The 24805-nt window shown below is 68.4% G+C and carries 24 protein-coding genes and 1 pseudogene; 6 read left to right on the forward strand and 19 right to left on the reverse strand.

The window, feature by feature from the left end; genetic code table 11:
* Window positions 1–85: 85 nt before the first annotated feature.
* Genes AC5Y3Z_RS15375 through AC5Y3Z_RS15390 form a run of 4 tightly spaced genes read right to left on the reverse strand, consistent with a single transcriptional unit; the run spans window position 86 to window position 3841 of the window.
* Window positions 86–1561: a M28 family peptidase gene (locus tag AC5Y3Z_RS15375; RefSeq protein ID WP_473139448.1), complete on the reverse strand. Its 1476-nt coding sequence runs from the start codon at window positions 1559–1561 to the stop codon at window positions 86–88.
* On the reverse strand, window positions 1558–3060 hold the full coding sequence (locus AC5Y3Z_RS15380) for a M28 family metallopeptidase (protein ID WP_463825567.1): 1503 nt from the start codon (window positions 3058–3060) through the stop codon (window positions 1558–1560). The genes AC5Y3Z_RS15375 and AC5Y3Z_RS15380 overlap by 4 nt, the downstream gene beginning before the upstream one ends.
* Before the next feature lie 10 nt (window positions 3061–3070).
* A complete protein-coding gene (locus AC5Y3Z_RS15385) occupies window positions 3071–3496 on the reverse strand; it encodes a DUF2752 domain-containing protein (protein WP_473139449.1) in 426 nt (141 codons plus the stop codon).
* 21 nt (window positions 3497–3517) lie between these two features.
* Window positions 3518–3841, reverse strand: coding sequence for a CD225/dispanin family protein (locus AC5Y3Z_RS15390; protein WP_463825565.1), 324 nt, complete (start codon window positions 3839–3841; stop codon window positions 3518–3520).
* 368 nt (window positions 3842–4209) lie between these two features.
* On the opposite strand from AC5Y3Z_RS15390, the gene AC5Y3Z_RS15395 reads away from it, so the two are divergent.
* Window positions 4210–4710, forward strand: coding sequence for a serine/threonine protein kinase (locus tag AC5Y3Z_RS15395; RefSeq protein WP_463825564.1), 501 nt, complete (start codon window positions 4210–4212; stop codon window positions 4708–4710).
* A gap of 14 nt (window positions 4711–4724) precedes the next feature.
* Here AC5Y3Z_RS15395 and AC5Y3Z_RS15400 read toward each other — a convergent pair whose 3' ends face one another.
* The 4 genes from AC5Y3Z_RS15400 to thiO are packed head-to-tail and all read right to left on the reverse strand — an operon-like array spanning window position 4725 to window position 7429.
* Entirely contained in the window at window positions 4725–5483 is a 759-nt protein-coding gene (locus AC5Y3Z_RS15400) for an SGNH/GDSL hydrolase family protein (RefSeq protein ID WP_473139450.1), read from the reverse strand.
* Entirely contained in the window at window positions 5480–6184 is a 705-nt protein-coding gene (locus tag AC5Y3Z_RS15405) for a thiazole synthase (RefSeq protein WP_463825965.1), read from the reverse strand. Before AC5Y3Z_RS15405 ends, AC5Y3Z_RS15400 begins: the two co-directional genes overlap by 4 nt.
* 43 nt (window positions 6185–6227) lie before the next feature.
* Window positions 6228–6425 (reverse strand): sulfur carrier protein ThiS, encoded by a 198-nt coding sequence (gene thiS, locus AC5Y3Z_RS15410; protein WP_463825562.1) that lies wholly within the window; start codon window positions 6423–6425, stop codon window positions 6228–6230.
* Entirely contained in the window at window positions 6425–7429 is a 1005-nt protein-coding gene (thiO, locus tag AC5Y3Z_RS15415) for a glycine oxidase ThiO (RefSeq protein WP_463825561.1), read from the reverse strand. The genes thiS and thiO overlap by 1 nt, the downstream gene beginning before the upstream one ends.
* A gap of 143 nt (window positions 7430–7572) precedes the next feature.
* On the opposite strand from thiO, the gene thiE reads away from it, so the two are divergent.
* Window positions 7573–8238, forward strand: a complete 666-nt coding sequence (thiE, locus tag AC5Y3Z_RS15420; RefSeq protein ID WP_473139451.1) for a thiamine phosphate synthase — start codon at window positions 7573–7575, stop codon at window positions 8236–8238.
* On the opposite strand, the pseudogene AC5Y3Z_RS15425 reads toward thiE, so the two are convergent.
* Window positions 8225–8701, reverse strand: a pseudogene (locus AC5Y3Z_RS15425) (NUDIX hydrolase); the annotation flags it as partial. The gene thiE and the pseudogene AC5Y3Z_RS15425 overlap by 14 nt on opposite strands.
* 116 nt (window positions 8702–8817) lie before the next feature.
* On the opposite strand from AC5Y3Z_RS15425, the gene glnX reads away from it, so the two are divergent.
* Genes glnX through AC5Y3Z_RS15440 form a run of 3 tightly spaced genes read left to right on the forward strand, consistent with a single transcriptional unit; the run spans window position 8818 to window position 13423 of the window.
* Window positions 8818–10137 carry a protein kinase G-activating protein GlnX gene (glnX, locus tag AC5Y3Z_RS15430; protein WP_463825558.1) on the forward strand — a complete coding sequence of 440 codons (1320 nt, stop codon included), beginning with the start codon at window positions 8818–8820 and terminating at the stop codon, window positions 10135–10137.
* Window positions 10137–11114, forward strand: a complete 978-nt coding sequence (locus AC5Y3Z_RS15435) for a glutamate ABC transporter substrate-binding protein (protein WP_463825557.1) — start codon at window positions 10137–10139, stop codon at window positions 11112–11114. Before glnX ends, AC5Y3Z_RS15435 begins: the two co-directional genes overlap by 1 nt.
* Window positions 11114–13423, forward strand: coding sequence for a serine/threonine-protein kinase PknG (locus tag AC5Y3Z_RS15440; protein ID WP_473139452.1), 2310 nt, complete (start codon window positions 11114–11116; stop codon window positions 13421–13423). The genes AC5Y3Z_RS15435 and AC5Y3Z_RS15440 overlap by 1 nt, the downstream gene beginning before the upstream one ends.
* Window positions 13424–13544: 121 nt before the next feature.
* On the opposite strand, the gene AC5Y3Z_RS15445 is transcribed toward AC5Y3Z_RS15440, so the two are convergent.
* The 4 genes from AC5Y3Z_RS15445 to fgd all read right to left on the reverse strand — a co-directional run bounded on the left by AC5Y3Z_RS15445 (window position 13545) and on the right by fgd (window position 18723).
* Window positions 13545–14420 (reverse strand): putative endonuclease domain-containing protein, encoded by an 876-nt coding sequence (locus AC5Y3Z_RS15445; protein WP_473139453.1) that lies wholly within the window; start codon window positions 14418–14420, stop codon window positions 13545–13547.
* Window positions 14421–14499: 79 nt separating this feature from the next.
* On the reverse strand, window positions 14500–15648 hold the full coding sequence (locus AC5Y3Z_RS15450) for an acetate kinase (RefSeq protein ID WP_473139454.1): 1149 nt from the start codon (window positions 15646–15648) through the stop codon (window positions 14500–14502).
* Window positions 15645–17720 (reverse strand): phosphate acetyltransferase, encoded by a 2076-nt coding sequence (gene pta, locus AC5Y3Z_RS15455; RefSeq protein ID WP_473139455.1) that lies wholly within the window; start codon window positions 17718–17720, stop codon window positions 15645–15647. The genes AC5Y3Z_RS15450 and pta overlap by 4 nt, the downstream gene beginning before the upstream one ends.
* Window positions 17713–18723, reverse strand: coding sequence for a glucose-6-phosphate dehydrogenase (coenzyme-F420) (gene fgd / locus AC5Y3Z_RS15460; protein WP_463825550.1), 1011 nt, complete (start codon window positions 18721–18723; stop codon window positions 17713–17715). Before fgd ends, pta begins: the two co-directional genes overlap by 8 nt.
* Window positions 18724–18802: 79 nt before the next feature.
* On the opposite strand from fgd, the gene AC5Y3Z_RS15465 reads away from it, so the two are divergent.
* The gene (locus AC5Y3Z_RS15465) at window positions 18803–19540 is read left to right on the forward strand and encodes an MBL fold metallo-hydrolase (protein WP_473139456.1); all 738 of its coding nucleotides are present in this window, start codon (window positions 18803–18805) and stop codon (window positions 19538–19540) included.
* Here the strand turns inward: AC5Y3Z_RS15465 and AC5Y3Z_RS15470 are convergent.
* The 6 genes from AC5Y3Z_RS15470 to AC5Y3Z_RS15495 are packed head-to-tail and all read right to left on the reverse strand — an operon-like array spanning window position 19537 to window position 24797.
* Window positions 19537–20847 (reverse strand): NtaA/DmoA family FMN-dependent monooxygenase, encoded by a 1311-nt coding sequence (locus tag AC5Y3Z_RS15470; RefSeq protein ID WP_473139457.1) that lies wholly within the window; start codon window positions 20845–20847, stop codon window positions 19537–19539. The genes AC5Y3Z_RS15465 and AC5Y3Z_RS15470 overlap by 4 nt on opposite strands.
* A complete protein-coding gene (locus AC5Y3Z_RS15475; RefSeq protein WP_473139458.1) occupies window positions 20844–21959 on the reverse strand; it encodes an LLM class flavin-dependent oxidoreductase in 1116 nt (371 codons plus the stop codon). The genes AC5Y3Z_RS15470 and AC5Y3Z_RS15475 overlap by 4 nt, the downstream gene beginning before the upstream one ends.
* Window positions 21956–23002 (reverse strand): LLM class flavin-dependent oxidoreductase, encoded by a 1047-nt coding sequence (locus AC5Y3Z_RS15480; RefSeq protein WP_473139459.1) that lies wholly within the window; start codon window positions 23000–23002, stop codon window positions 21956–21958. Before AC5Y3Z_RS15480 ends, AC5Y3Z_RS15475 begins: the two co-directional genes overlap by 4 nt.
* Window positions 22999–23496 (reverse strand): GNAT family N-acetyltransferase, encoded by a 498-nt coding sequence (locus tag AC5Y3Z_RS15485; protein ID WP_473139460.1) that lies wholly within the window; start codon window positions 23494–23496, stop codon window positions 22999–23001. The genes AC5Y3Z_RS15480 and AC5Y3Z_RS15485 overlap by 4 nt, the downstream gene beginning before the upstream one ends.
* Window positions 23497–23507: 11 nt before the next feature.
* Entirely contained in the window at window positions 23508–24371 is an 864-nt protein-coding gene (locus tag AC5Y3Z_RS15490) for an SAM-dependent methyltransferase (RefSeq protein ID WP_473139510.1), read from the reverse strand.
* Window positions 24372–24431: 60 nt separating this feature from the next.
* On the reverse strand, window positions 24432–24797 hold the full coding sequence (locus tag AC5Y3Z_RS15495) for a DUF3054 domain-containing protein (protein ID WP_463825544.1): 366 nt from the start codon (window positions 24795–24797) through the stop codon (window positions 24432–24434).
* Between the last annotated feature and the right edge of the window lie 8 nt (window positions 24798–24805).

Raw genomic sequence — 24805 nt, forward strand, 5'->3', positions numbered from 1 at the left:
CTCCTACACCAATCACGATGCCGCCGCAGTTTGCCGACGTCAGCGCACACTCTACTTCCCGGCTCACGTCGTGACCAGCGTTGCGCTAAGACACCCGGGTGCGGTGACGTTTGTCATGGGGGGTAACGCCGTTGACACCGGTGACCGAGTCGGCATAGGTGCCCACCGCGAATGCCACCCCAGACCCCATGACCGCCAACGCTTCCCGGTTCACGGCTTCGAGGTTGTCGCGTGCACTCTGGTAGCCGGGGTCGAATGCCACGCCCGGCTGACCACCCCAGAGTCGCGCCTGCACAGCGGTTTTCACTTGCGAAGCGCCGGTGTTCATGCCACCCACCGGGACGCCCGCGACGAGAAACGGGTGATAGTCGGTGCGGGTGTTCAGCGGCATGTCGGCCGGCCGCTTCCCGGCCAGGTTCAGGTATCCGGCCAGCGTCCGTTCGATTCCGGCCGATCCCTGCGGCACGTCGGCCGACGGCACATCCGGACCGGCCGGTCCCGACTGGTCACCGTCGTCGGTGAAGAACCCCGCGTTAGGCGAACCGAGCATGTCGAAGTTCAAATACAGTGCAATGTTGTTCAGCGCCTCGTTGTCGAGGCCGAAGACGTAGTCCATCGAGCCGTTGGTGCCGTTCTCCTCGGCTCCCCAGAACGCGAAGCGCACCGCGTTGGTCACCGGCGGCAGGGGACCCAGCTGCAGCGCCGTCTCCAACACCGCGGCCACCCCGGTCCCGGCATTGTTCAGGCCCGGACTGTCCGCCGGGCTGTCCAGATGGGTGCCTACCATCACCACCTCGTTGACCGCGCCGGTCCTGGTCTGCGCCAACACGTTTCGCGAGGTGATCTTGACGTTCGCGGCGTCCAGCACCAGCCGCACCGGTCCGGCGCCGCGGGTCAGTGCGGCGGCACCGTTGGTGCCCACCACCGCGACCGGGACGGTCAGCTGGTTGTAGTAGCCGGGGTTGAACAGTGTGGGCGATGCCCCCTGGCCGCTGGGCTGGATCACGATCAGCGCGGCCGCACCCCTGGCCACGGCGCTGTTCTGCTTGTCCACCACCGAACAGCGGGTGTCGTCGACCACTGCGATCGCGCCCTTGGGCAGCGCGTCCGGATAGTCGGTCGCGGCACAACCGGCGGCTGCGGCGGGTCGCACCACCGGTCCGCTCAGGCCGCCGGCCGGCGTCCGCACCAGTAGCGAAGCCTGGTCGACGGGGAAGCTGCGACCGGCGACGGTGAGCGCCGGCTTGCCCTGCGAGGTGTTGCGCAGCCGCTCGAACTGGGGTGTCGCTACTTCGAATCCCTTGGCGCGCAGTGTTCTAGCCACATACTCGACACTGGCGTCGTAGCCGGGTGTGCCCGCGGCCCGACTCCCCTTGTTGGCGTCGGCGATGTCCTGCAGCGCCCGCAGATGGGCGAACATCGCGGCTGCGGTGACCTTCGACGCCAGCGCACGCGCCGGGTCCGGTGCGGCAACCGGCTGGGCCGGGTCATGCGAGGACGGCGTACCCGCGCATGCCGCGAGCAGCAACGTCAACAGCAGGGCGGCGATCCGGCCGGTCATGGCCTGGCGAGCACGTGACGGGTGCGATCTCCCATGCTCGGAACCCCGTTGCGGCCGCCGAGATCCTGCGCGTACAGGCCTACTGCATAGGCGACGCCGCCGCCCTGGATCCCCAGCGAGGTTCGGTCGATGTGTTCGAGGGTGTCGCCCTTCTGGTGGTAGTTGGGGTCGAACGGCTGGTCGGCCGCCCCGCCCCACAGCTTGGCCTCCTCCTCGGACATCTTGGCTTCCGCTCCGGAGAACAGGCCGCCCGACGGGACGCCGGCCAGGGTGAACCCGTCGTAGTCGGAGCGACCGTCGAACGAGGTGTCCCGGGCGGCCTTTCCGGACAGTTTCAGGTAAGCGACCAACGTGCGCTCGATGCCGGCCGAACCCTCCGGCACCACCGGCTGGCCGCGGGCATCCATCGGCAGCGACTGGTCACCGTCGTAGGTGAAGTAACCGGGGTTGGGCGACGCCAGCATGTCGAAGTTAAGGTACAGCGCAATGTTCTTCAGCCCGTCGATGTCCAGTGACTCGACGTAGTTGCGCGAGCCGATCAGCCCGAGTTCTTCGGCGCCCCAGAAGGCGAACCGGACCGCGTTGTGCACCTGCGGCGAATTCCCCAGTTGCACCGCGGTTTCCAGGATCGCGGCGACGCCGGAACCGTTGTCGTTGATGCCCGGCCCCTCCGGCACGCTGTCCAGATGCGCACCGGCCATCACGACGTCGGTCGGCGAACCCGTCTTGGTCTGCGCGATGACGTTGCGGGCCTTGAAGTTCTGCGTGGTCGCCGAAAGTTTGATGGTCGCCAGCCCGGACTTGGCGCGCAACTGGAAGCCGACGGATTTGGTGACACTGACCACCGGAATCTTCACGTCGGTGGTCGCGCCGAGCGTGCCGCCCATGGCCTGCTCGTCGACGTTGTCGATGACGATCAGGGCCACGGCACCGCGTTGTGCGGCGGCGTCCTCTTTCTGGGCGAACTGGCAGGAACCGCGGTTGACCACCACCACCGCGCCCTGCACCGGCAGCTTGTCGTAGTCGTCCGGCGTGCAACCCGGACTCTCGCCGTCGGGCGCGAACAGCAGCGGGCCCGTCACACCCTCGGGCGGGGTGCTGCGGCTGTACTCCAGGGCGCGGGCGTCGGCGGTCAGGTCCCCGACGGCGACCGAACCCTTCTCGGCGTGGAACACCCGCGCCGAGAATTCGGGGGTCTGTACGTCAAACCCGCTGTTGCGCAACGTTTCTACGACGTAGTCGACGCTGGCGTCGTAGCCGGGGGTGCCCACCGCGCGGGTGCCGTTGTTGGCGTTGGCGATGTCCTGCAGTTTGGACAGGTGCGCCAGCATCCCGTCGGTGGACACCTTGTTGCGCATTGCGGTGGCGAAGTCGGTCGCGGCCGGGCTGCCGCCTGCGGGCTGCGACTCCGTGGCGCACCGTCCGCAACCCGTGACGAGGAAAGCGACCGTCGCCAGCACGGCAAGGGCCGCGGCAAGCGACTTCGATTTGTGCACCATCGCGCCCAGACTAGACGGCCAGTCCCCGCAACGGCGCGACCGGGATGTTGCGCACCACGAACCAGACCACCCACACCCCCAGCGTCACCAGCGCCGCCCACCGGGTGTGCTGCCAACTCTTGATCCGCCGACCGACCACGTGGCCGTACGTCCAGGCGGCGTAGGCCCACACCAGGAGTACCACTGCGATCAGGGCGACGGCGTTGAATCTGGCCGCCGCCCACACGTTCCCGTGCAGCAGGCTGTACAGCATCCGCATGCTGCCACACCCCGGGCAGTCGATCCCCAGTAGCGCTTTGGTGGGACAGGTCGGCAGCGGGCCGCCCGGCGTGGTGGGGTCAGCCAGCCAGATGCCGGTACACACCGCTGTTGCTGCCGCAGCCACCAGCAGCGGACGACCCAGCCGCAACGGCCGGACAGCTCGGCGGGTGTCCACAGGATCAGCCAGTGCTCGGCCTCAGAACAGGATTGCGGCCATCGAGGTGGTCGTATCCGGAGCGTTCGACGCAAGCACGAATGCGAGGACCGCATAGAGGACGGCCGAGATCACCCAGGCAATGACCGACCACTTCACCCACTTCTTGGCCGAGTCGGCGGAGGCTTGCGCCTCGGCGTACTGACCCTGCGCCCAGAGACCCGAGACCTGACTGGCCTTGACGATCGCGACGATCCCGGTGGGCGGGAAGCAGAAGATCGTCGCCAAGATGGCCAACACCAGGTTGTTGTTCGGCGCCTGCCCGGCGGGCGGCTGCTGCGGCGGGTAACCGGGAGGTTGCGTCATGATTCTCCAGATCGAGAGAAGTTAGCTGGCGGGAAGCGAGGCTTACCATACCGGAGACTTGGCACGCTGGCACCACAAACTCGGCAGCCGCGATCGCGCCCCGGCAGCCCGCCCTTGCGCAATTTTCAGAACTTGCGACAAACACTGCGCCACAACGTATTTCAGTGCTACCCCGAGGACCGACGCACCGTCATTGGCACCCAATCAGACAGTGCCCCACAGAATGTATCGCCGCCGGGCAGGATGTCCGGTCACCCGAGCCGTGGATTCCTTTCGGAAAAGTCTGTTTTCTGCGGTGCCGCACAAATACACTCCCCGGTACCGGCACAGGCGCACCATCGGTCCCACCAAATAAAAGGAGTCAACAAATGTCTCACCTCACACAGTTGCTGCGGGCCGTATCCGCCGCGGCGCTGGTTGGCACTGTCAGCTATGCGGGCATGGCGACAGCGAATGCCGATCCCAACGAAACGCTCGTCAGCCTGCTGTCGAAAGGCTACTCCACCAGCAACTGTCACCAGGCGGACCCGTCCAGCGGCATGGTCGCCGTCATGGAGTGCGGCCAGAACTCGCTCGAGGGTGGACCCGTCGTCGCCAAGTACATGCTGTTCAGCAACTCCACCGACCTGGGCAGTGCGTTCACCGCCAGCATCAAGGACGACACCCTGGCCAACTGCGGGGACGCCAAGTCACCCACCACCTGGACCCAGGGCAGCTCCACCACACCCTCCGGCCAGGTGGCGTGCGGCACGTATCAGGGTCAGGCCGAGGTCATCTGGACCACCGACGCCAAGAACGTGCTGAGCTTCATCCGCGCGTCCAACACCGACACCGCGTCGCTGTACAAGTGGTGGCACACCAACGGCTGACCGTTTTCGTTGCCTTACAACGCTTTCCGGATAAGTTCTGCGACGGCCCGCATCCCGGCACCGTTCGGGTGCAGCGGTGCGGGCCGACCGGGTAGCGGCACACCGGGTTTGGTAGTCCAGGGCTGCTGGGACCACGCGTGATGATCGCGGCTGGCCGCCGCGGCCGGCACCACGGCACAGTCCGTCACCGCGGCGGCTTCGGCCGTCAGCTTTTCCAGGGTAGTGGCCAGATGCCGGCCCAGTTCCACATGTTCGCCGGACAGCGGTGGCGCGGGCACACCTGCCGGTGGCAGCACCGTCAGGTAGTCGACAAAGAAGATCTGCGCCCGCGGCGCGCGCTCGCGCAACGAATGTCCCACTGCGCAAAGCGAATCGAACACCTCGGACAGGGCGCGATCGCGCGTCTGCCGATCCAGCAGACCCGCGATGCGTCCGCCCAGCAGCGGCAGGTGCCGCACCACTGACGGCAGCGACGCCGCCATCAGCGCCGGGACATAGCCGACGTCGTTGCCGCCGATGGTCACCGTCACCAATGTCTCGGACCCGTCCAGTGCGGTCACTTGTGGCGGTGCGCCGTATTGACGTTCAGACAGCACGTGCGCCGTGGTGGCGCCGGAGAAGGTGACGTCGGTCAGATCCAGGCCGGCTTGTGCGGCGAGCAGGTGCGCGTAGTTGCGCGCCGATCGTCCCGCTCGCCACGGCGCACCCGCCGCGCGCGGCCGTATCCCAGGGCCGGCGGCCATCGAACTGCCCAGTGCCACATATCGTTTCATCGGGTGGGGCTGGACGCCTGAGCCCAGAAGCGCTTCGGGATGCGACCGGCCCGCCGGGCCAGATAACCCGCATTGACGGCGGCCGCCATGGCCGCGGCCATCATCGGCGGATCGGCCGCGCGGGTGACCGCGGTGGCCAACAGGACCGCGGCACAACCCAATTCCATCGCCAGGGCCGCATCGCTGGCCGTGCCGATCCCCGCGTCCAGCACCACCGGGACACCGGCGCGGGCGACGATCATCTCGATGTTGTGCGGGTTGGTGATGCCCAGCCCGGTGCCGATCGGCGAACCCAGCGGCATCACCGCCGCGCATCCGGTGTCTTCCAGGCGTCGGGCCAGCGCCGGATCGTCGTTGGTGTAGGGCAGCACCACGAAGCCGTCGTCCACCAACTGTTCTGCTGCCCGGATCAGTTCGACGGCATCCGGCAGCAGGGTGCGCTCGTCGGCGATCACTTCGAGCTTCACCCAGTTGGTGTTGAGCGCTTCCCGGGCGAGCTGCGCGGTGAGCACCGCCTCGGCGGCGCTGCGACACCCGGCCGTGTTCGGCAGCGGTGTGATGCCCAGCCGGTTGAGCAGGTCGAGCAGGCCGGTGCCGCCCTCGGCGTCCACCCGGCGGATCGCGACGGTGGTCAGCTCGGTGCCCGAAGCGGTGAGCGCCTCCTCCAGCACTGCGAGGTTGCCCGCTCCCCCGGTGCCCATGATGAGCCGCGAGGAGAAACTGCGGTCCGCGATCGTCAGCTTGTCAACCACCCTGCACCGCCGTCACCACCTCGATACGCGCACCATCGGACAACGTTGTCGCCCAATTGGACCGCGGCAGCAACGAAGAATCCAGCGCCACCGCCACCCCTCGGTCCGGGAAACCCATCGAGCTCAGCAGCGCGGCCACGGTGGTCTGCTCACCGACCTCGACCTGTCGTTCGTTGACCATCACGATCATCAGTGCGCTCCCACCGGAATCAGTTGTGACACAATATGTTCGGCTGTCCACGGGGCTAACAGGAACCCGGACCGGCCGTGGCCGGTGGCGACCAGGGTCCGCTCGTCCAGTCGTCGCACAATGGGCAGGTTGTCCGGCGTCATCGGCCGCAGGCCGGCCGCGCACTCGGCCAACTCGTATTCGCCCAGCGCCGGCAACACCGCGCACGCGTCGTCGAGCAGGTCACGCACCCCCGAGACCACCGGGGCGGTGTCGCGGCCGTGCTCGTACTGGGTGGCGCCGACGACGACGCCGTCCGGGCGCGGCACCAGGTACACCTGCCTGCCGTGCACCCGGGCCCGAATCACCCGCTCCGGCAACGGCATACATCCCTTGCGCCAGCGCAACCGCAGCACCTCGCCCTTGACCGGCCGCACCGGCAACCCGGGCCACAATCCGGGAGCGTCGATGCCGTTGGCGATCACCACCGTTTCGCCGGCTGCGCCGGCCAGGTCGGTGACCGGTCCCGCCCAGTGAATTCCGAGCCGCGTACAGTCCCGGGCCAGGGCGTCGAGCACCGCGCGGTTGTCCACCGCCAGCTCGGTCGGCGCCCGGAAGCCGTGCCGGATGCCCTGCGCCAGCTGCGGTTCCACCTCCCGGGCGGCCGACTCCCAGACCACCGGGTGACCCTGCTGCGACAACCAGTCCGCCACCGTCCGCAGATCAGCGACGTCGGCCCGGTCGACCGCCACCACCAGAGACTCGCGGGCGGTCACCAGCTGCGGTTCCAGACCGTCCAGAAACCCGCCGTCGCGCCACAGCCGCAGCGACTCCAAGCCCAACCGCAGCAGCCGCTCCTCACCGGGCCAGCCTTCGCTGTGCGGGGCCAACATGCCGCCGGCCACCCAGGAGGCGCCGCCGTCGTCGCGGCGGTGCACGGTGACCGAGAGCCCGGCCTGAGCGGCCCGGCGCGCCACCGACAACCCGATGATCCCGCCGCCCACCACCGCGAGCGCGTCCGACATTCCTGCTCCCTTCGCCGGCATGACCCGGATCAGGTGTGACGGTAAGGGCAGGTCCATATCGGCTGTGCCCACTCTCAGCCCCGCCGGTAACCCGGGACTCCCGTGTGTTCTCCGTGTCCACGCTAGCGCGCTAACGTCGCGGTGTGCATCAGCCCCGACTCGCGACAGCACGGTTGTACCTGTGCACCGACGCCCGGCGCGAGCGCGGCGACCTCGCCGAGTTCGCCGACGCAGCGCTGGCCGGCGGGGTGGACATCATCCAGTTGCGGGACAAGGGGTCGCCCGGTGAGCAGCGATTCGGTCCGCTGGAAGCGCTCGACGAGCTGGCCGCCTGCGAGATCCTCGCCGAGGCTGCCCACCGGCACGGTGCCCTGTTCGCCGTCAACGACCGCGCCGACATCGCCCGCGCCGCCGGTGCCGACGTGCTGCACCTGGGCCAACGCGACCTGCCCCTGCCTATCGCCCGCGAGATTGCCGGGCCGGACCCGCTGCTCGGGCTGTCCAGCCACTCAGCCGCCGAAGCCGAAGCGGCCGCGGCCGGGCCGGCCGACTACTTCTGCGTCGGTCCCTGCTGGCCCACACCGACCAAGCCGGGCCGATCGGCGCCGGGTCTGGACCTGGTGCGTTTCGCCGCCGCGCTGGCTACCGACAAGCCCTGGTTCGCCATCGGAGGCGTCGACGTGCAGCGGTTGCCTGAGGTGCTCGAGGCCGGGGCACGCCGGATCGTGGTGGTGCGCGCCATCACCGCCGCCGAGGATCCGACAGCCGCAGCGCAAGCGCTCAGCTCGGCGCTTGCAGCGGCAGCGTAGCCAGGACGCCGCGCAGATATTGCCAGCTGGCGGCGAACCCCGGGTGTAGCGGCAGGCTGGCAACCTCGTCCTCGCCGACCCAGCGCATCTCCGCGGTTTCGTGGTTGGCCACGGTCTCCAGCATTTCCTCGGCGTCGGCGACCACGGTCGTGTAGGTCCACTCGGTATCGAGTGGCTCAGCCGTGATCCGCGTTGTACGCACAATCACCCGCCGCGTGTCCAGACCCGCCTCCTCGTACGCCTCACGCAGCGCCGCCTGCTCCGGGGTCTCGTGACTGTCCAGGGCACCGCCGGGCAACCCCCAGGTCCCGCCCTGATGACTCCATACCGCGCGATGTTGCAGCAGCACCGCGGGGGCGCCGTCGTGCCGGGGCGCCCGCAGCAGCAGCCCGGCCGCACCGAATCTGCCCCAGTAGTGCCTGCCACCCTCGGATATCACCCATCCGTCACCGTCGCCCCGCACCGATTCAGGATAGGCAGGCGGCAATTCGTGCCGCCTCCCCACATCCTCGCCGAGATGCTCATAAACTCGACGCATACGGGTTGGTGAGATGGCCGAAAGATGAGGGCTGAGCAGAAGTGACGGTTGAGCTGGCGCATCCGTCGACCGAGCCACTGGGATCGCGCTCCCCCGCCGAACCCGCACATCCCCGCTGGTGGTTCGTGTCCACCACCCCCGGCCGCATCCTGACCATCGGCATCGTGTTGGCCGCCCTGGGGGTGGCCAGCGCGTTCGCGACTTCCACCACGATCAACCACCGCCAGCAGGTGCTGACCACGGTGCTCGAGCACACCGAGCCGCTGTCGTTCGCGGCCGGCCGGCTATACACCACGCTGTCGGTGGCCGACGCGGCGGCGGCCACGGCGTTCATCGGGCAGACCGAACCGCGGGCTGTGCGGTTGCGGTACGAGCAGGCCATCACCGACGCCGCGGTCGCGGTGACCCGGGCCTCGAGCGGTCTGACCGACCAATCGCTGGTGCAGCTGCTCGGCCGGCTCAACGCCGAACTGGCCGTCTATACCGGGCTCATCGAGATCGCCCGCACCAACAACCGGGCCGGCAACCCGGTCGGCTCGTCGTACCTGTCGGAGGCGTCCGGGCTGATGCAGTCACGGATCCTCCCCGACGCGCAGCGGCTCTACCAGGCGACCTCGAACCGGGTGGACAGCGAGACCACCGCCTCGACGCAGATCCCGGCCCCGGTCATCCTGGTCGTGGCCACCACCGTGGTGTTCGGCGCGTTCTCCCATCGCTGGCTGGCGCGGCGCACCCGGCGGCGGGTAAACCCGGGCCTGGTCGTCGGCGCGCTCGGTATTCTCGTCATGGTGGTGTGGGTGGGGACCGCGTTGGCCATTTCCACGACGGCGAGTCGTAGCGCGAAGGACACTGCCGCCGAGTCGCTCAAGACGGTGACCAACCTGGCGATCACCGCCCAGCAGGCACGGGCCGACGAGACGTTGTCGCTGATCCGCCGCGGTGACGAGGAGGTCCGCAAACAGGCCTTCTACCAGCGCATCGACGCCATGCATCACCAGCTCGACGCGTACATGGCCCGCAACGACGCCGTCGACAAGCCCGATCTGCAGGGTGCCGATCAACTGCTGGTGCGCTGGCAGCAGGCCAACGACCGGATCAACGCCTACATCGCGGTAGGCAATTACCGGGCCGCCACCCAGGTGGCGTTGGGCAAGGGCGAGGACGACTCGACCCCCGCCTTCGACAAGCTCGACGAGGCACTCACCAAGGCCATCGAGCAGAGTCGTAATCATTTGCGCACCGACGTGCTCAATGCCTACCGGGGACTGGCCGGGGCGCAGATCGGCGCGGTGGTGCTCAGCCTGAGCGCCGCCGTCGCGGTCGCGCTGGGGCTGTGGCCGCGGCTGAAAGAGTATCGGTGATGAGGCGCCGGGGCCGGATCCGACGAGTTGCCGGGCTGGTTGCGCTCACGGTCGGCCTGGCCGGTTGCGGTCACTCCGAACCACTGAAGGTCGACGCGGCGCCGACCCTGCCGCTGCCGACGCCGGTGGGCATGCAGGAGCTGCCGATGGAGGCTCCGCTGCCGCCGGACAGCACCAGCCAGGACTGCAACCCCACCGCCAGCTTGCGGCCATTTCCCAACCGCGCCGACGCCGACGCCGCGGTGGCCGGCATCCGTGCCCGCGGCCGGCTGATCGTCGGCCTGGACATCGGCAGCAATCTGTTCAGCTTCCGCGACCCGATCAGCGGCGACATCACCGGTTTCGACGTCGACATCGCCGGCGAGGTGGCGCGCGACATCTTCGGCAGCCCCAACCACGTCGAGTACCGGATCCTGTCGGCCGACGAACGCATCACCGCGTTGCAACGCTCGCAGGTCGACATCGTCGTCAAGACCATGACCATCACGTGCGAGCGGCGCAAGCTGGTCAACTTCTCCACCGTGTACCTCGACGCCAGCCAGCGCATCCTGGCGCCGCGGGACTCGCCGATCGCCAAGGTGGCCGACCTGTCCGGCAAGCGGGTCTGCGTGGCCCGCGGCACCACCTCGCTGCGCCGGATCCGCGAGATCGCGCCGCCCCCGGTGATCGTCTCGGTGGTGAACTGGGCCGACTGCCTGGTGGCGATGCAGCAACGCCAGATCGACGCGGTGTCCACCGACGACTCGATCCTGGCAGGTCTGGTCGGCGAAGACCCCTACCTGCACATCGTCGGGCCGAACATGGCCACCCAGCCGTACGGCATCGGGATCAACCTGGACAACACCGGCCTGGTCCGGTTCGTCAACGGCACCCTCGAGCGCATCCGCGGTGACGGCACCTGGAACACGTTGTACCGCAAGTGGTTGACCGACCTGGGTCCCGCCCCGCTGCCGCCCCAGCCGAAGTACGTGGACTGATGAGCAAGCAGGCATCCCAGGACCAGCAGGATGAGCTGGAGGGCACCGAACCGGCCCCCCAGCAGGAAGATGCGCAGACCGGCGCGACCGCGACGACCGGCCGCCCGCAAGCCACCCAGGCGCTGTTCCGGCCGGATTTCGACGACGATGACGATCTCGACAGCGACGACATCGCCTTTTCGCTGGGCTCCATAGACACCCAGCCGCAGGACCGGATCGCCGGGACGACGCGGTCGGTGCCGGCGATCCGGCAACTCGGCGGCGGGTTGGTGGAGATCCCGCGGGTGCCCGACATCGACCCGCTCAAGGCGTTGATGAAGAACCCCGTCGTCCCGGAAAGCAAGCGGTTCTGCTGGAACTGTGGCCGTCCGGTCGGCCGGTCCGGTTCGGAAGGCAAGGGCGGGGAAGGACCCAAGGAGGGTTGGTGCCCGTACTGTGGTAGCCCGTACTCCTTTGTGCCGCAACTGAATCCGGGCGATATCGTGGCCGGGCAGTACGAGGTGAAAGGTTGCATCGCGCACGGCGGGCTGGGCTGGGTCTACCTGGCGGTGGACCACAACGTCAACGACCGCCCGGTGGTGCTCAAGGGCCTGGTGCATTCCGGCGACGCGGAGGCACAGGCCATCGCCATGGCCGAGCGACAGTTCCTGGCCGAGGTCGTGCACCCGTCGATCGTGCAGATCTTCAACTTCGTCGAGCACAACGATAAGCACGGCGACCCGGTCGGCTACATCGTCATGGAGTACATCGGCGGCCAGTCGCTCAAGCGCAGCCGCAAGAACGGGAAGACGGAGAAGCTGCCGGTCGCCGAGGCGATCGCCTACATCCTGGAAATCCTGCCCGCGATGAGCTACCTGCATTCGATCGGCCTGGTCTACAACGACCTCAAGCCGGAGAACATCATGCTCACCGAGGAGCAGCTCAAGCTGATCGACCTCGGCGCGGTGTCGCGGATCAACTCGTTCGGCTACCTCTACGGCACCCCCGGCTTCCAGGCCCCCGAGATCGTGCGGACCGGGCCGACCATCGCCACCGACATCTACACCGTGGGCCGCACGCTGGCCGCATTGACGCTGAACCTGCGCACCCGCAACGGCCGCTACGTGGACGGCCTGCCCGACGACGACCCGGTACTTGCCGAGTACGACTCGTTCGGCCGGTTGTTGCGCCGCGCCATCGACCCGGACCCCCGGCGGCGATTCGCCAGCGCCGAGGAGATGTCCGCGCAGCTGATGGGGGTGTTGCGGGAGGTGGTCGCGGCCGACACCGGGGTGCCGCGACCCGGCCTGTCCACCATCTTCAGCCCGAGCCGCTCCACCTTCGGGGTGGACCTGCTGGTCGCCCACACCGACGTTTACCTGGACGGACAGGTGCATTCGGAGAAGCTGACCGCCAAGGAGATCGTCACCGCGTTGTCGGTCCCCCTGGTCGATCCGGCTGACGTGGCCGCACCGGTGCTGCAGGCCACCGTCTTGTCCCAGCCGGTGCAGACGCTGGATTCGCTGCGGGCGGCGCGCCACGGTTCGCTGGACGCCGACGGCGCCGACGTCTCGGAGTCGGTGGAACTGCCGCTGATGGAAGTCCGGGCCCTGCTGGACCTCGGCGATGTCAGCAAAGCCACGCGCAAGCTCAACGACCTCGCCGCGCGGGTCGGCTGGCGGTGGCGGCTGGTCTGGTACCGGGCCGTGTCCGAGCTGCTCACCGGCGACTATGACTCGGCCATCAAGGACTTCACCGACGTGCTGGACACCTTCCCGGGCGAGCTGGCCCCCAAGCTGGCGCTGGCCGCCACCGCTGAACTGGCCGGCAAACCGGACGAGCAGAAGTTCTACCGGACGGTGTGGAACACCAACGACGGCGTGATCTCGGCCGCTTTCGGATTGGCGAGATCGCTGTCCGCGCAAGGTGATCGGAGTGGGGCGGTGCAGACGCTCGATGAAGTACCGCCCACCTCGCGGCACTTCACCACCGCGCGGCTGACCAGCGCGGTGACGCTGCTGTCCGGGCGGTCGCAGAACGAGATCACCGAGGAGCAGATCCGCGATGCGGCGCGCCGGGTGGAGGCGCTGCCGGCCACCGAACCCCGCGTGTTGCAGATCCGCGCGCTGGTGCTCGGCGGCGCGATGGACTGGCTGCAGGACAACGAGGCGAGCACCAACCACATCCTGGGTTTTCCGTTCACCGACCACGGCCTGCGGTTGGGTGTCGAGGCGTCGCTGCGCAACCTCGCCCGCGTCGCGCCCACCCAGCGGCACCGGTACACGCTGGTGGATATGGCCAACAAGGTGCGGCCCATCAGTACTTTCTGAAGCCCGGGCGCCGAGCGTGAACCCTGGGCGCCGGGTGTGAACCCTGGGCGGGAATTCGCCGGCCGGAATCCCGCCCTCCGCTCACTTTCAAAACCACTGTTGCACAACGGACGCCACCAGCTCACACCCAACGCTGTAGCTCCGAATCCGGCGCAGGCCACCCGCGCTCTACCATCGCCACCCGCACTCGCCGAGTAATGCTCGCCGGGCGGTCCTCGGCGACTACCCGCACCATCAGCCAACCCTGCTGCTGAACGTCCTCCAGTCGGTGGATGTCGTAGACGTAGCGCCCCCGCACGGTCTGATGGTGCATGCCCTCGTATTCGACGCCGACCTTGAACTTCTCCCACCCGACGTCGATGTGAGCGAACGGAATCCCGTTGGCGCCCAATACGGGTATCTGGGTCTGCGGCCGGGGAAACCCGGCTTCGATCAGCAGCATCCGTAGATAGCTCTCCCTGGGCGACTGCGCACCCGCGTCGACGAGTTCGAGCGCCGTCTCCAACCGTCGCAGGCCCGGCGACCCGGGGTGCCGTTGCGCGATGTCCAGGACATCGTCGACCGTGAAAGACGTCGCGGCAGCCAGTGCGTCCAACCGCGCGACCGCCGAATGCAGGGCGCCACCCCGACCGATGTCGAAGGCGGTGCGCGCCGCGGTGGTGACGAAGCGGCCGTCGATCAGCTGCACCTCACCCTCCAGCAGCCGGCACCGCCGAGTCACGACACCGCGCGGTGGCCGGGAGTTGTTGCAGACCAGTTCGATTGGCACGGCACGCGGAACCCACCCGGCACCGTGCAACCCTGCCGCGGCCGCACCCGCGATGACGGCGGTACCTTTCGCCCATAGCCAGGCCGCCGCAATGCGCTGCTCAAACGAAGGTTCGCCGGCCGCAGGCAGATAGATTCCGGGCAGCACCGCCCGGTATCGCGTGCGCAATTGATGACGGTTCAACACTCCGCGCTGCAGCGCGTCGCTGCCGACGAATGGTTCCTGCACGCCGCGAAGAATCGCACGACCGGCGCATCCCCCGAATACGTTGATCCACAGCTGCTCCGCAGGCGGGCACCGCCCACGTCTATCCGTTCAGCAGGCCGATGCAGTCGCGCGCAATCGCCAACTCCTCGTCGGTCGGCACCACCAGCACCGCGATCCGCGAACCGTCGGCGGAGATCCGCCGCGCGCCGCTCCCGGTCGTGTTGCGCTCGTCGTCCAGCTCGATCCCCAACTCGCCGAGTCCGGCCAGCGCCTCCCGGCGCACTACCGCGTCGTGCTCGCCGATCCCGGCGGTGAAGCTGATGACATCGCAGTGCCCGAGCACCGCCAGATAGGCACCGATGTATTTGCGCAGTCGGTGGATGAACACGTCGTAGGCCAATTTTGCTGCGGCATCGCCGGATTCGATCATGGACCGCAGCCGGCGGAAGTCGCGTTCGCCCGCCAGGCCCTGCACCCCGGACTGCTTGTTCAGCATGGTTTCGATCTCCTCGACACCGAGGTCCGCCGCGCGCCACAGATAGCTGAACACGCCCGGATCGATATCACCGCTGCGGGTGCCCATCACCAGGCCCTCCAGCGGGGTCAGGCCCATCGATGTCTCGACCGGCCGGCCGCCCACCACCGCCGAAGCGGACGCGCCGTTACCCAGATGCAGCACGATCTGGTTCACATCGGACCACGGCCGGCCCAGGAACTCAGCGGCCTGCCGGCTGACGAATTCGTGTGAGGTGCCGTGGAATCCGTACCGGCGGATCTGCCACCTCTCGGCCAGCTCGCGGTCGATCGCATAGGTCTGCGCCGCCGCGGGCAGTTCGTGGAAGAAGGCGGTGTCGAACACGGCGACGTGCGGCACGTCCGGTAGCAGTTTGCGGGCCACCCCGATACCCGCCAGCGCGGGCGGGTTGTGCAGCGGAGCCAGCGGCGAAAGTTTCTTCAGCTCCGCGATCACCTGGTCGTCGAGCCGCGTCGGCTCGTGAAACCGGTTGCCGCCGTGCACAACCCGATGACCGACCGCGACCAGCCCACAGTCGTGCAGGTCGATTCCGTCGTCGTCCAGCATGTCGAAGGCACGACGCAGCGCAGCTTCGTGGTCGGGGACTTCGGCGGATTTCTCCCCGATCTGTTCGACGACGCCGGCGGCCCGGGAGACCCCGGAGTCGGGATCGACGAGCTGGAACTTCAGCGAGGAGGATCCGGAGTTGATCACCAACACCGACCGGTCACTCATCGCTGCCCCTGCCCCTGAATCGCCGTGATTGCCACGGTGTTGACGATGTCTTCGACCAGCGCACCCCGGGACAGGTCGTTGACCGGCTTGCGCAGGCCCTGCAGCACCGGGCCGATCGCGATGGCGCCCGCGGAGCGCTGGACCGCCTTGTAGGTGTTGTTGCCGGTGTTGAGGTCCGGGAAGATCAGCACCGTGGCGCGACCGGCCACCGGCGAGTCGCGCATCTTGGTCGCCGCGACCGACGGGTCCACCGCGGCGTCGTATTGGATCGGGCCCTCGACCAACAGCTCCGGTTCTCGGGAGCGCACCAATTCCGTTGCAGCCCTGACTTTTTCCACGTCTGCGCCAGAGCCGGAGTCACCGGTGGAGTAGGACAGCAAGGCCACCCGCGGGTCGATGCCGAACTGGGCTGCGGTGCGCGCCGAGCTGATGGCGATGTCGGCCAGCTGCTCGGGTGTCGGGTTGGGGACGATCGCGCAGTCTCCGTAGGCCAGCACCTTGTCCGGCAGACACATCAGGAAGATGCTGGACACGGTCGACACGTCCGGCACCGTGCGGATGATCTCCAGCGCCGGACGGACGGTGTGCGCCGTCGTGTGCACCGCGCCGGACACCATGCCGTCGACCATGTCGTGATACACCAGCATGGTGCCGAAATACGTTGCGTCATTCATGATTTCGCGTGCCTGCTCCAGGGTGACGCCCTTGGCCTCGCGCAACTCGGCGTACTTCTCGGCGAACTGCTCGTGCAGGTCGCTGGTGCGTGGGTCGATCACCTGCGCATCGTCGAGGCTGACGCCGAGTTCGGCGGCGCGCCCCCGGACCTGCCCCTCGTCGCCCAGGATCGTCAGCTCGGCGACCGAGCGCTGCAGCAGGCGTCCCGCAGAGCGCAGGATCCGGTCGTCCTCGCCCTCGGGCAGCACGATGCGCTTGCGGTCGGCTCGGGCCCGCTCCTGCAACTGGTGGGTGAACATCTGCGGCGTGGTGACCGTCGGGATGGGCAGGGCGAGTTGCTCGAGCAGATCGGTGACGTCGACGTGGCGGTGCATCATCGCCAGCGCGGTGTCGATCTTGCGCTGCGAGGCGACGGTGACCCGCCCGCGTGCCGAACCCGCCGCGCTGGCGGTGTCGTACGTGCCGAGCTTGGTGGCGATGATCGGCAGTCGCAGCTTCAGGCCGGCCACCAGCGCCGCGATCGAGGGGTGCAGGTCGAAGCCACCGTTGAGCACGATGCACGACAACGACGGAAAGCCTTCGGCCGCATGGGCACTCGCAACGGCGAGCACCACGTCCGAGCGGTCACCGGGGGTGATGACCGCCATGCCGTCGCGCAGCCGCTCCAGCACGTGGTCTGCCGTCATTCCGGCCACCATCACCCCGGTCACCTCGCGCTGGGCCAGCTGTTCGTCGCCGCGCACCGGCGTCCCGCGCACGGCGGTGGTGAGCTCGGCCACCGTCGGCGCGGCCAGCAGCGGCTCCTCGGGCAGCACGTAGCTGCGCGGGGTGAACCGCCGCAGCGCGTCCGACACCGCCGCCAGCTCGGCCGGATCGCAGCGGTTGGCCACCACCGCCGCGGTGTGCGCGCGCTGCGCGGACAGCTCGGCCAGACACACCTCGACGACGGCGGCGATCTCGGCAGGTGTGCGCCCCTTGCCGCGTACCGCAAGCAACACCGGGGCACCGAGATTCACGGCGATGCGCGCGTTGACGGAAAGCTCGGCCGGACTCGCCACGTCGGAGTAGTCACTGCCCACGATCACCACGACGTCGCATTTCGCGGCCATCGCGTGGTAGGTGTCGACGATGGTGGCGATGGCGGCGTCGCCGTCCTCATGCAGCTGCTGGTAGGTGACGCCGGCGCATTGTTCGTACGGCAGTCCCGCACTGCTGTGCGCCAGCAACAGCTCCAGGATGTAGTCCCGGCCGGCCTCGGCGCGCGTGATCGGCCGGAACACACCAACTTTGGCGACGGTGGCCGCCAACCGGTGAATCAGTCCGAGCGCGATCGTCGACTTACCGGTCTCCGACTCGGGCGCCGCGATGTAGATCGCCCTCGACGCGGTGTCAGCCAAGTTTGCGCAGCCTGGGCGCGAGGTCCTTGTCGAACAGCTCCAGGAAGCGGCGCTGGTCGTGACCGGGAGCGTGGAAAACCAGGTGATTGAGACCCCAGTCCACGTAGTCCTTGACCTTGGCGACGGCCTCGTCGGGGTCCGAGGCCACGATCCAACGCTTGGCGATCTGCTCGATCGGCAGTGCGTCGGCGGCCTTCTCCATCTCGATCGGGTCGTCGATGCTGTGCTTCTGCTCGGCGGACAACGACAGCGGCGCCCAGAAGCGGGTGTTCTCGCGGGCCAACTCCGGGTCGGTGTCGTAGGAGATCTTGATCTCGATCATCTTGTCGATGTCGTCGAGGTTGCGGTCGTTGATCTGCGCGCCTTCTTTGACGGCCGGGATCAGCTTCTCGGTGTAGAGCTCCTCGCCTTTTCCAGAGGTGCAGATGAAACCGTCGCCGGCGCGTCCGGCGTACTTGGCCACCGCCGGGCCGCCGGCGGCGATGTACACCGGGACGCCGCCCTCGGGTACGTCGTAGATCGAGGCGCCTTTGGTGCGGTAGTACTCGCCGTCGAAGTCGACGCGATCCCCGCGCCACAACTCGCGCATCAGCCGCACCGATTCCCGCAGCCGCGCGAACCGCTCTTTGAACTCCGGCCAGTCGCCCTCGTACCCGGTGGCGATCTCGTTGAGCGCTTCCCCGGTGCCGACGCCGAGGAACACGCGGCCGGGGTATAGGCACGCCATGGTCGCGAACGCCTGCGCGATGACGGCCGGGTTATACCGGAAGGTGGGGGTGAGCACCGAGGTGCCCAACTGCAGCCGCTCGGTGCGCTCGCCGACGGCGGTCATCCAGGCCAGCGAGAACGGGGCGTGCCCGCCCTTGTGCCGCCACGGCTGGAAATGGTCGCTGACGGTGGCGCTGTCCATGCCGTGCGCCTCGGCGAGAACGGCGAGTTCGACGAGCTCTCGGGGTGCGAATTGTTCGGCGGACGCCTTGTATCCGAGTTTCAGTTCAGCCACTAGTTCTTTCTACTCCTGACGGTCGCGACCCGCTGCGCCCGGCATCGCCGGGCTTGCGATCGCTCCTAGACTCACGACCATGACGGAGCTGGTGCAGATCACCGACAAGGTCCACCTCGCCCAGGGTCCCGCGGTCAACTGGACACTGGTCGCCGACGACACCGGCGTCATGTTGATCGATGCCGGTTACCCCGCCGACCGGGCGGAGGTGCTGGCCTCGCTGCGCAGGCTGGGCTACGAACCCGCCGACCTGCGCGCAATCCTGCTCACCCACGCCCACATCGACCATCTGGGCAGCGCGATCTGGTTCGCGCGCGAGCACGGCACCCCGGTGTACTGCCATGCCGACGAGGTCGGTCATGCGAAGCGCGAATACCTGGAGCAGGTGTCGATACCCGCGCTGGCTTTACGGTTGTGGCGGCCCCGCTGGGCGGTGTGGACCGCGCATGTGGTGCGCAGCGGTGGCCTGATTCGTGCGGGCATCCCGACTGCCAGGCCGCTGACGGCCGACATCGCCGCCGGGCTGCCGGGTCGCCCGGCAGCGGTCTTCAGTCCCGGCCACACGAACGGCCACTGCTCGTATCTGGTCGACGGCGTCCTGGCCAGTGGTGACGCGCTGGTCACCGGGCATCCGCTGCTCCCGCACGACGGCCCCCAGTTGTTGCCGGCGATCTTCAGCTACAGCCAGCAGGAGTGCATCCGCACCCTGTCCGCGCTGGCCCGGGTGGAGTCCGAGCTGCTCGCCCCCGGTCATGGCCCGCTGTGGCGCGGCCCGATCCGCGAGGCGACCGATGCCGCGCTGCGCAAAGCGGGCTAATCGGCCAGCTGCTCGCGCAGCGTCACGCCGGTGTATTCGGTGCGGTAGGCGCCGCGCTCCTGCAGTAGCGGCACCACCCGGTCGACGAACTCGTCGAGGCCGTGCGGGGTGAGGTGCGGCACCAGGATGAATCCGTCGCAGGCGTCGGCCTGCACGTAGCGGTCGATCTCGTCGGCGATATGCGTTGCGGTGCCGACGAATTGCTCACGGCTGGTCACCGCGATGATCAGTTCGCGGATCGACAGGCCGTCGGCAGCGGCCCGCTCCCGCCAGCGACGTGCCACCGCGACCGGGTCGCCGTGCCGGACGCGCCCCTGGGAGATGTCGCTGTCGACGACGGGATCGACGTCGGGCAGCGGACCGTCCGGGTCGTAGTCGGAGAGTTCGCGGCCCCACACCTGCTCCAGCATCGCGATTGCGGTGGCGCCGCTGACCTGTTGGTGGCGGATGTGGTGAGCCTTATCGCGGGCGTCGTCGTCGGAGTCACCGAGCACGAACGTCGCGGCCGGAAAAACCTTGAGCTCGTCCGGGTTTCGGCCTTGCTTGCGGGCCCGGTCTTTGACGTCGAGGTAGTAGCGCCGGCCGTCGTCCAGGGAGCCGTGCAGGGTGAACAGTGCGTCGGCATGGCGGGCACCGAAGTTGCGGCCTTCATCGGAGTCGCCGGCCTGCAGCAGCACCGGATGCCCCTGCGGGCCGGCGGGCAGTGTCGCGAACCCCGTTACGTCGAAGTGGGATCCGGTGAATTCGACGCTGTGGATTTTGTCCGGATCGACGTAGGCGCCGTCGCGGCGCACCACCGCATCCGGGGCCCAGCTGTCCCAGAATTTGCGGGCCACGGTGACGAATTCCTCCGCCCGAGCGTAGCGCTCGGAGTGCGCCAGGAAACCGCCGCGGCGAAAGTTGGCCCCGGTGAACGCATCTGAGGAAGTCACGATGTTCCAGCCGGCCCGTCCCCCGGACAGGTGATCCAGGGTGGCGAATTGCCTTGCCACTTCGAATGGTTCGTTGAAGGTGGTGTTGATGGTTCCGGTCAGGCCGATTCGTTCGGTGACACCGGCCAGTGCCGCCAGCAGGGTGAACGTGTCCGGCCGGCCGACCACGTCCAGGTCGTAGATCTGCCCGCGATGTTCGCGCAACCGCAACCCTTCGGCCAGGAAGAAGAAGTCGAACAGACCGCGTTCGGCGGTGCGGGCCAGGTGCACGAACGAGTCGAAGTCGATCTGGCTTCCGGACGCGGGATCGCTCCACACGGTGGTGTTGTTGACGCCGGGAAAATGCGCGGCCAGATGAATGGGCTTGCGACTCATGGCGTCAGCCCCCAGCGTCGGGCGATCAGTTCGTGGGACCGCAACCGGTCTTCGTGCCGGTGGGTGACCGAGGTGACGACGAGTTCGTCGGCGCCGGTCACCCGCTGCAGTGCCGCCAGGCGTTCGGCGACCTCGTCTGGGTTGCCGACGAATTGTGTTGCGAGCCGATCCTTAACCAGGTCGAACTGCGCTGCGGTGAGCGTTGGCAGGTGGTCCGATTCCGGGTAGGGCATGGCGCCCACCCCGGTGCGGATGGAGTACACCCAATGCCCGTAGCCGGCCGCCAGCCGCTGCGCGGTCTCGGTGTCGTCGGCAACCACGATATCGGCCGAGACCACCACATACGGCTTGTCCAGTGCCGCCGACGGCACGAACGTTTCGCGGTAAGCCTCGATGGCCTCCAGCGCGGTGGCCGGCGTGATGTGGTAGCTGGCGACGAACGGCAATCCCAACGCGCCGGCGACGCGCGCGCTCTGCCCCCGGGTGCTGCCGAAGACCCACGGCCGCAGGCCGCTGCCCTCGCCGGGCACCGCGTGCACGTCGAACCCGCCGGCGCGGTAGCTTCCGTCCAGCAGCGCGAGAATGTCGTGGATCTGCTCGGCGAAGTCCGGCGAAATCGCTTCGGGCTGCTGCAGGATCGCCATGGTGGCCTGCAGCCGGTCGACATCGAGCAGTCCGCGCAGATCGAACGGGGTGGGGATCACGACGCCGTCAGTCTCATGCCAGACGCGCGGGGGCCGCGGCTGCCGGGGGCGCTTCGGTTTGCCTTCGTCGGAGCGACGTTGCCCGGACCGGCCGACGCCGAGATCGATGCGACCCGGGTAGAACGCATCGAGCATGCCGAAGTTCTCGACGACCGCGACCGCGGTGGTGTAGCCCAGCTGGACCGCCGCCGCGCCCACCCGAATCGTGTTGGTGGCAGCGGCAATCTGGCCGATCAGCACCGCCGGCGACGAACTGGCGACGCTGACGAAATGATGCTCGGCGACCCAGTAGCGGCGAAAGCCCCACCGCTCGGCCCGCTGCGCCAGGTCGATGGTGTTGCGCAGCGCGGTGGCTGCATCGCTGCCGGCGCTGATCGGCGCCAGGTCCAGGATCGAGAGCGGAATCATGTTGTCAGACCGATCCTTTCGCGCAGGGATTCGCCGTCGCGGTAGTGGGTGCGGAACCGGTCGGCGCGCTGCAGCAGCGGCACCACCTCGTCGACGATCACCGCCAGGTCGGTGGCATGCACCGCCGGGCGCAGTCGCACGCCGTCGAAACCCAGGCGCTGCCAGCCGAGCAACATGTTTACCAGTTCGGCCGGAGTGCCCGACCAGACCCAGGTATCCGAGCGGAAATCGTTCTGGCCGTGAAACGAAACCACAATGTCGGCAAAGACTTTCAGGTGTGCGCCGATGCCACGCACCTCATCGTGCAGTGCGCCCGCGGCGGCGTCGTCGCTGGGCGTGACGAACACGACATCGGCGGTAGCGGCCGCGAACTCATAGACGGGGGTCGCGTGGGCCAGCACGGCCACCACCGGCTGTCCCTGCGGCGGGCGCGGTGTGATCGAGGGCCCCTTGACCGAGAAGTACTTGCCGGTGAAGTCGATGTAGTGCAACTTGTCCCGGTCGATGAAACGACCGGTGGCCACGTCGCGGATCACCGCGTCGTCCTCCCAGCTGTCCCACAACCGGCGCACCACTTCGACGTAGTCGCGCGCCTCGTCGAACAGCTCATCGGGGTTGATGCTGCGTCGGCCGAACAGTGCCGCCTCGTGCGCGGTGCCGCTGACCCGCGGTTGCCAGCCCGCCCGCCCGCGGGACACAAAATCAAGGGTGGCAATGGCTTTGGAGATGTGGAACGGCTCGGTGTGGGTGACGGTGGCGACCGGGATCAGGCCGATGTGTCGGGTGGCCGGGGCGATCCGGGCGGCGGTCAGCACCGCGTCACCGCGTCCGGTCAGCCGGTCGGGATGGATACGGGAGCTGCGCCCGATCTGCGGCATCAGTGTGTCGTCGATGGTGAGGAAATCGAGCAAGCCGCGTTCGGCGGTGACAGCGAGATCGGCCCAGTAGCCACCGCTGAGCACCGAACGCGATTCGGCGACCAGCGCCCACGCCTGCGGGTGCCAGCCATACCCGTCGAGCGCAACCCCCAGGTGCAGGGTCACTGCAACGCCTTCAAGAAGGCGATCGGGAGTACCGGCCCGCGCGTCGGCAGCGGCTCGGACAGCTGGGTGTAGCCCAGCGAGCGGTACAACTGCACGGCCTCTGGCTGACGGTCGCCGGTGACCAGATACACGCGGCGGTAACCGCTGGCCGCGATGTCGGCCTCCAGCGCAGCCACCAGCGCGGCCGCATACCCTCGGCGGCGGTGGTCGCGGTGCGTCCAGACCCGTTTGATCTCGGCGGTCTGATCGTCGTAACGACAGAACGCGCCCCCGGTCACCGACCGGCCGTCCACCAGGCCGACGAGCATGCCGCCGTCCGGGGCGGCGAACTCCCCGGCCGGCCCGTCGACCAGCCAGTTCCGGATCAGCGGGCGTTCCATCCCGTACCGAACCGAGTACTCGTCGGCCAACTCCTCCAGCAGCGGCTGCGCGTGCGGATCGTCGAGCGTGACCGGCACGAAGCGCAGCCCGGGGCGGGTTGAGGGGGTGGGCATCACGTAACTGTCTAACGCTTGTCGCGAGAAAGCATTCCGGTGAGATATCGGGGGCTGGCCGCGACATCGCGCGGACTCATCCGTCGGCGTCCCGCAAAGCCGCCGGCGGCGAGCAGCTCGAGGATGCTGCGATCGTTGACCACCCAGCGATGCGCCGCCAGGTTCTCCGGGACCGAGCGGAATTCGGCTGTGTAGGTCAATTTGGTCAGGTCGACATCCAGACCCTGATCACGCCACTGGTCGATGAACGCCCGCCCCTCGGTGAGCTGGACGGGGGTCCAGGGCAGATGGTCCGCGGCGAACCAGCTGCCCGGGGCGCTGACCTCACTGGCCTCGCGCAGCAACCGGTCCTGCGCGTGCGGCGGCAGATAGCCCACGAGCAGGTTCTCGGCGACCCAGACAGTGCGCTGGGCCGGGTCGAAGCCGGCGCGGCACAGCGCCGTCAGCCAGTCGCAGCGCAGATCGACGCCCAGCGCGCGCCGGTGCGCGGCCAGCTTGACGCCCATGTCGCGCAGTACTTTCCCCCCGAACTCGACCACGTCGGGCTGGTCGAGTTCGTACAGCGTGGTCCCCGGTGGCCACCACAGCCGGTACGCGCGAGTGTCCAGACCCGAGCCCAGGTTCACCACCTGGCGGATGCCGGCCCGCGCCGCGCCGGTGAGGAACTCGTCCAGGAACCGGCCGTGTATCGCGAGGACACTGATCATCCCGGACATCACCGGGTCGCCGCCGTCGGCCGCGTACTGCTCGTCCCCGATCAACCGGATGAAGTACTCCACCCCGGCGGCGCGGACCAGCGGCTCAGCGAACGGATCGTTGATCAACCCCTTGTTGGTGGCCACCGCCCGAGCGGTCGCCCCGAACGTCGCGGTCATCCCGACGCCGGTCGCCGGATCCCAGGTGTCGTTGTCCTCGCGTACCACGTGTCGGACCTGTCAGCCGCGACGACGTGCGACCGATTGGACGGCGGCCCGCCATCCGAGCAGCAACACCGCGGTCACCGTCGAGGCGACCGCCACGAAGGCCAGGGCCACACTGGCCGAACTTGCCTTGCGCAACAACATCCCGACCAGCACGGTCGACACCCAGACGAGCACCCCGGTGGGCGCCACCTCGGTAGGCCGCCGCCAGGCCCGGGCCACCAGCCAGCCCAGCACCGTCCCACTCAGAAACGGCCACGCCGTGCCGGCCAGGCCGCTGACGGTGACGCCTTCGTCGTGGCTGCGCCGGCCGAGGGCGCAGAAAACAAGCACGGCCACGACGTCAATGCCCAGCCAGACGGGCCCCCGCCGCGGTTGCATGCAGCGAG

The sequence above is a fragment of the Mycobacterium sp. NGS61 genome, assembly GCF_059812325.1.